Raw genomic sequence first — 6000 nt, 5'->3', positions numbered from 1 at the left:
CGTAGGTTACTAAACTGCTTAAGGCTTTTTGTTTTTCCAATACTTCCGGGGGGATGATTTCAAAGGTGTTGCCTTTTATCGGGCTAAGTTCTTCGTTTACCCGGGTTAGTTTGTTTTGTACCCGGGAGGCTGTTTCCTGTACTTTTTTTACCTCTTCTCGGATGCCTTGGGTGGCTTGATCCAGTTTTGTCTCAGCTGAGTCAAGGGCTGATTGTTGTAGCTTTTCTGTGAGTTTACTCAGGTCTACCTGAGGTGTCTTTTTATTAGGATCTTCTATTATGCTCATATAATAATCAAATATATAATAAATACTATTAATACAAATATATATATTTTTTTATATTTTATATACATAATAAATATCATGATTTATACTATAATATTTTTATGTACTTATTTTTATAAAAACTCATTCCTAGCAAAATGAAATCCTATTAATTTGCTTTTAAATAGCATTATAATTTATGAATGATATTTTACAATACATTAAACTATTATTTAAGCCTAGTATATTTAACTAATAAATTGGAAGATCAAAGCCTACAAATTTGAAAACTGCTGCATTTCATTTTAAGGAATTAATCTTCACGGCTGTAGAAAAAATCAATATCTCCGGATATTATTTTTACTATTTTTTCTCTTATTCTTCCACTGTTGTGGAAAAATAAAAGCAAATAATAAAAAGGTGATACACAGATAATGATATAACTATTTTTATATATTTCTTTATATTATCAAATATAAAATTTCACTAATTAACTATATAATATTCTGTATAAATTCTTCTAGACTATCTTCTTTTTTTAAACCTAATTTTTGTTTTAATCTATATTTATTCATCCTTACAGTCTTTAGCTCTACATGTAATAAATCTGCCATTTCTTTAGTGGGCATTTTCATAAATATATAAACACAATACTTTAGGTCTAAGGAAGTTAGTTTCTGTTTCGTTTTTTCCTGTAATCTGTTATAAAATTCCGGATGAATTTCATTTAATACATTAACAAAATCATCAAAATTTTTGTCTAATCGTTCTTCTTCCTTTATCATTCTCTCTAATAAAAAAGTATTGAAGTTTGGGTCATTTTTGATAGTATCTGTTAAATTTTTCAACATTTCATTTTTATAAACAATCTGGTTAGTTCTGGATAGTACTTCCTTCTGTAACCTATGTGCTTCTTCTTCTTTTATTCGTATTTGTAATTCTGCATTTTCTTTTTCTACTTCTAAAAACTTAGCTTCTTCTTCTTTTAGTTTTGCTAATAAATTGGCTTCTTCTTTTTTATTTTTCAGATATTTTACTCTAAATCTAAATACAAAAAATACGAGTATCAACAATATAAATAGTACGCAAGCAAAAGCTATGTACCATACATTTTGTTTTTTTCTTATTTCTATTTCTCTCTCTTTTTCTGCTAATTTATATTTTACTTGTTGTTGCTGACCTACTTTTACATATTTTTCATCAAAATATTTTTGATAATAAGTAAATGCTTTTTTCAAGTTTTCAATAGCAATATTCTGATTTCCTGTTTTTTGATATAATGAAGATAAAAGATAATATAATTCATATTTATATCTATTCAATTTATCTTGTTTGGAAACTTCATCAATAATTTCTTCTGTTAATTGTATTGCTGAACGATAATCTTCCTTGCTCATCTCAACCGAAATCAATAATTTGTAATAATTTATTCTAAATTCTACATCGTGATTTCTTTTTGCTATAATTTTTGCTTTTTCAACACATTCAGTCATTTTTTTCAGATAATCATTGTTTTTTTCAGCTTCATATTTTCCCTCATATACACCTACTAAGTTTGACAATATATTCAGATATGATATATCTCTTATATAGCCAGGCCTTTTCTCAGAGACTAAAAGTGCTTTTTCCAAATAATATTGTGCAGAATCTAATAAATTATTCCTTTTTACTAATTGATATTCTGTTAAAAAACGAATACCTCTAATAGAATACCCTGAAGATATTAGATTTAGATTTTTACTTTTAAATGCTGCTTCTAATGTTAATTTTGAATATTTATCTACATTTTCAATATCCTGTGCATAATGAGAGCATAAAAGATAATAGCCAGAGGTTAGCCCTTCCCATTTATTATTATTGGCAGATATTCCCTGTCCTTTATATGGGGTATTTTTAAAAATATGAATTGAAGTAAAAATATCCGCTATACCTTCTTTATCATCCATCTGCAATTTCATTACTCCTATCCTATTATATGCAGTGGCATTTGCATACACATCTTTAGATATATTAATATACCACAAACAGCTGTCAATTATCTCATATGTTCGTTTTACATCTCCTCTTAACACATAAAATAATCCCAAATTAGAATATGCATAAACCGCATAACTAGGGTCCTGTTGAAGCCTGGCTAATGCTACTGATTTCTTTCCTAATTTCATAGACCTTATTGTATCTCCCATAGCTAATCCTGCAATTTTAGACATAGGCATGATTTTATCCCTATCCTGAATGGATTTATCATTAACAATAGCTTGCAATGAATCTAATATTCTTTGTTGAGCTGAAATAGTCAGAAAGTAAAGGAATAAAAATATAAAACAAAACAGTCTTTTCATAGTAATTTTTTAATGAACTTTTTTCAATTTATAAATTTAGAAAGAATAAAAGAGAGATTATTTAGTAAAATAATCTCTCTTTGTAATATTGATGTACATGTTAATAACTTCTTTTATCTCACATAAACATCTTCCATTTTAAGTTCAACATTTTCAGGCATTTGAACCCCATTTTCTCCCATTGATACTGATTTTTTTAGTATTGCAGGATTTTCTATACTAAAATGATACTTCCCATCTTTAATAGTTACTTGTGCAGTTCCACCAAAACTTCTAATGGTTTCATAAAGAGCAGCACCATCAGCTCCTAAAACCGCATGAATAGAAATAACTTTTTCATTATTTTCCGCTATTATTACTGCTGCTAATTCTTCATCACTTACCAAAGAATAAGTTCCTTCTCCTTGAAGAGTATAACTTACTGTAAGCGACCCCATATTATATATACCATAATCATTGTCAAAATCAGAACCTGCTGAACTGAATGTTGCAACACTAAATCCATTACCAGGGCTAGTAGGCTGAGCGCTACTATTATTAGAATAAACATAATTTTTACCATTAGCAGATACAGTAAAATAATTACTTTTCAATTCTGTAGTTCCTCCATTGCCTCCAGGTATATAATCATCATTATCATCACTACTACAAGAAGTTGTTAATAATAACATATTTACTGAAATCATAGTAAGAAATAAAATTTTTCGAATAAATAATTTTTTCATAATTAATTTTTTTAACGATTGATTCGCCCACAAATATATAGGTAAACCACTAAAAACTAAATACATATAGTGTCTACAAAATGACTACAAAATGTTTTATTGCAAATAATATTTTCTATATCCTTGATTATATTTTTTATACTTAAAATTCAATTAATATTTAAATTCTTTAAATTACTGACATACCATTATCTAAACAAATTAATATATTTGTATTACTATTTTTAATTTCTAGTTATATGAAACGCTTATTTTTATCTTCCTCATTTGCAGATGTATCAAATATATTTATAGACTTTACAAATAATGACCTGAAAGGAAAAACCATAACTTTTATACCTACAGCCAGTATTCACGAAACCGTTAATTTTTATGTCGAAGCCGGAAAACAGGCTCTTACTAAAATGGGTTTGATTGTCGATGAATTAGATATATCGCAAGCCAGTACTAAAGAAATATCAGAAAAATTACAATATAATGATTACATTTATATCTCAGGAGGCAATACTTTTTTTCTTCTTCAGGAATTACAAAAAACAGGGGCTGATAAAATTATCACGCAACAAATTAATTCGGGGAAATTATATATAGGTGAATCTGCCGGCTCTATTATCTTATCGCCAAATATAGAATATGTAAAGGATTTGGATGATTATAATTTGGCACCTAAACTACAATCTTTTTCCGCATTGAATATAATTGATTTTTATCCTTTACCTCATTATACCAACTATCCTTTTAAGGAAAATATAGAAAAAATAATAAATAAGTATAATACTGATTTAAATTTGTATCCTATTACTAACTCGCAAGCTATTGAGGTCAAAGATAATGTTGCTACAATAAAATAGATAATATCTTAAGTAATAAAATTTCAATATACTTAAAGATATTTCAATCCTTTTTATTTACAAAACAACTTAATCATTTATAAATTTTTATAAGGCTTATAAAAATAATACTACTTATCCGTTAAACTCTACAACCGCTTTTATAAAAGATTCTGCATTCTTTATCGATACATTGGGCAAAATTCCGTGTCCTAAATTTACTATATAATTCTGAACACCAAATTCTCTAATCATTTGTTGTACCTCCGCATAAATTTTATCCGGATCTGAAAGTAATTTTGCCGGATCAAAATTTCCTTGTAAGGTAATTTTGCCTCCTGTAAATTCCCGGGCTTTCTGTGGCGAAATAGTCCAATCTATTCCTAAAGCAGAAGCTTTAGACTGCGACATTGTTTTTAAGGCAAACCAACAACCTTTTCCAAATACTATTACGTCTGTTTTTAATGATAATGCCTCTACTATCTGATTAATATATTTCCACGAAAATTCTTCATAATCTTTAGGTGAAAGTAAACCTCCCCAACTATCAAATATTTGCACTGCATTTACTCCGGATTCAACTTTTTTTTCTAAATATTTAATAGTTACGTCAGTAATTTTTTGTAATAATAAATGTGCCCAATTGGGGTTTTTAAAACAAAATGCTTTAGCTTTATCAAAAGTTTTAGATCCTTTTCCTTCAATAGAATAGCACAAAATTGTCCAGGGACTACCTGCAAACCCTAATAAAGGAAGTTCATCATTTAATTGCTCTTTTGTTATTTTTATGGCTTTATAAACATACTCTAATCTATCTTCTGCTCCTGTAGTATCTAGTTTTTGTATATCTTCTAAAGATGATATAGGATTTTCTAGAAAAGGTCCTACTGATTTTTTCATCTCAAATGGAATATTCATTGCCTGAGGAACCACCAATATATCAGAAAAAAGAATAGCAACATCTAAAGGAAACCTTTTAATAGGCATCAAAGTAATTTCTGCAGCCAACTCCGGTGTCCGACAACGGGTAAAAAAATCATATTTATCTTTTAAATCTCTAAATTCAGGCAAAAACCTTCCCGCTTGTCTCATCATCCATACAGGAGGGCGTTTGACTTCTTTTCCTTGTAAGGCATCTAACAATAAAGTATTTTTAAGCATTTAAAGTTTTGTTAATTAAATCCATTAATTTTTCTATGGAAGATTCTTCCGGATAATAAATTTTATAATCTCCCATTTTTTTTACAGCCTGAGCTGTGGTTTCTCCACTTGTAAATATAGGAATATCTTGAGGCAGATTATTTTTTTGTGTAAAAGACTCTACGGCAGAAGGGCTCATAAAAACAATTCCATTATAGATGTCCTGTACTTTCTGCGGAGTTAGTATTGTTTTATAGCATTCAATATCTACAACTTCTATCGAATTTTTATGTAATACTTCAGGAAGTGTAGGTAAAGACAAGTTACCCTTGAAAAATATATATTTTTTTATATCTGTTTCCAACATTCGCTCCAAAAGATCTTCTGCATAATTAGAAATAAATGCTATTTTTCTATTTTGTCCATACAATTCTGCGGCTGTACTTTTCCCAACTACAAAAAACTGTCCGTTTAATTCTATATCTTTTATAGCTTTTGCTGAATTTTTACTGGTTACAATAAATGATTGGATATCTTGGGGTATTTGAGTTATAAATTGGCTTTTAGGGTAAATTTCCGTTTTTATAAAAGGAATATAATCTATCTCGAATTTCCGGACATAATCGTCTGGAAATGAAGAGGAGGATGTTACTAATATTCTTTTCATATCTTAATTAAACAGTTGCTTTTATACAAAT

The 6000-nt window shown here is 28.3% G+C and carries 6 protein-coding genes; 1 reads left to right on the top strand and 5 read right to left on the bottom strand.

Annotated features, from left to right (window positions below; translation table 11 throughout):
• The 3 genes from C4S77_RS02380 to C4S77_RS02370 all read right to left on the bottom strand — a co-directional run.
• Positions 1–286: hypothetical protein (locus C4S77_RS02380; RefSeq protein WP_146106013.1), on the bottom strand; the 286-nt coding region annotated here is incomplete at its 3' end.
• Positions 287–759: 473 nt separating this feature from the next.
• Positions 760–2607, bottom strand: coding sequence for a hypothetical protein (locus C4S77_RS02375; protein ID WP_105245811.1), 1848 nt, complete (start codon positions 2605–2607; stop codon positions 760–762).
• 113 nt (positions 2608–2720) lie between these two features.
• Complete coding sequence (locus C4S77_RS02370; RefSeq protein WP_146106012.1) at positions 2721–3332, bottom strand: hypothetical protein; 612 nt, start codon at positions 3330–3332, stop codon at positions 2721–2723.
• Between the two features lie 239 nt (positions 3333–3571).
• Between C4S77_RS02370 and C4S77_RS02365 the strand changes: the two genes are divergently transcribed.
• Positions 3572–4183: a Type 1 glutamine amidotransferase-like domain-containing protein gene (locus C4S77_RS02365; protein ID WP_105245806.1), complete on the top strand. Its 612-nt coding sequence runs from the start codon at positions 3572–3574 to the stop codon at positions 4181–4183.
• Positions 4184–4297: 114 nt separating this feature from the next.
• Here the strand turns inward: C4S77_RS02365 and hemE are convergent, their stop codons facing one another.
• Positions 4298–5323 (bottom strand): uroporphyrinogen decarboxylase, encoded by a 1026-nt coding sequence (gene hemE / locus C4S77_RS02360; protein WP_105245804.1) that lies wholly within the window; start codon positions 5321–5323, stop codon positions 4298–4300.
• Positions 5316–5969, bottom strand: coding sequence for a uroporphyrinogen-III synthase (locus tag C4S77_RS02355; protein WP_105193344.1), 654 nt, complete (start codon positions 5967–5969; stop codon positions 5316–5318). Before C4S77_RS02355 ends, hemE begins: the two co-directional genes overlap by 8 nt.
• Positions 5970–6000 lie beyond the last annotated feature (31 nt).

This window comes from Apibacter adventoris, from assembly GCF_002964975.1.
GTDB lineage: Bacteria > Bacteroidota > Bacteroidia > Flavobacteriales > Weeksellaceae > Apibacter > Apibacter adventoris.
The sequence above is the reverse complement of the archived record's forward strand: the minus strand, read 5'-3'. Positions and strand labels throughout refer to the sequence as shown.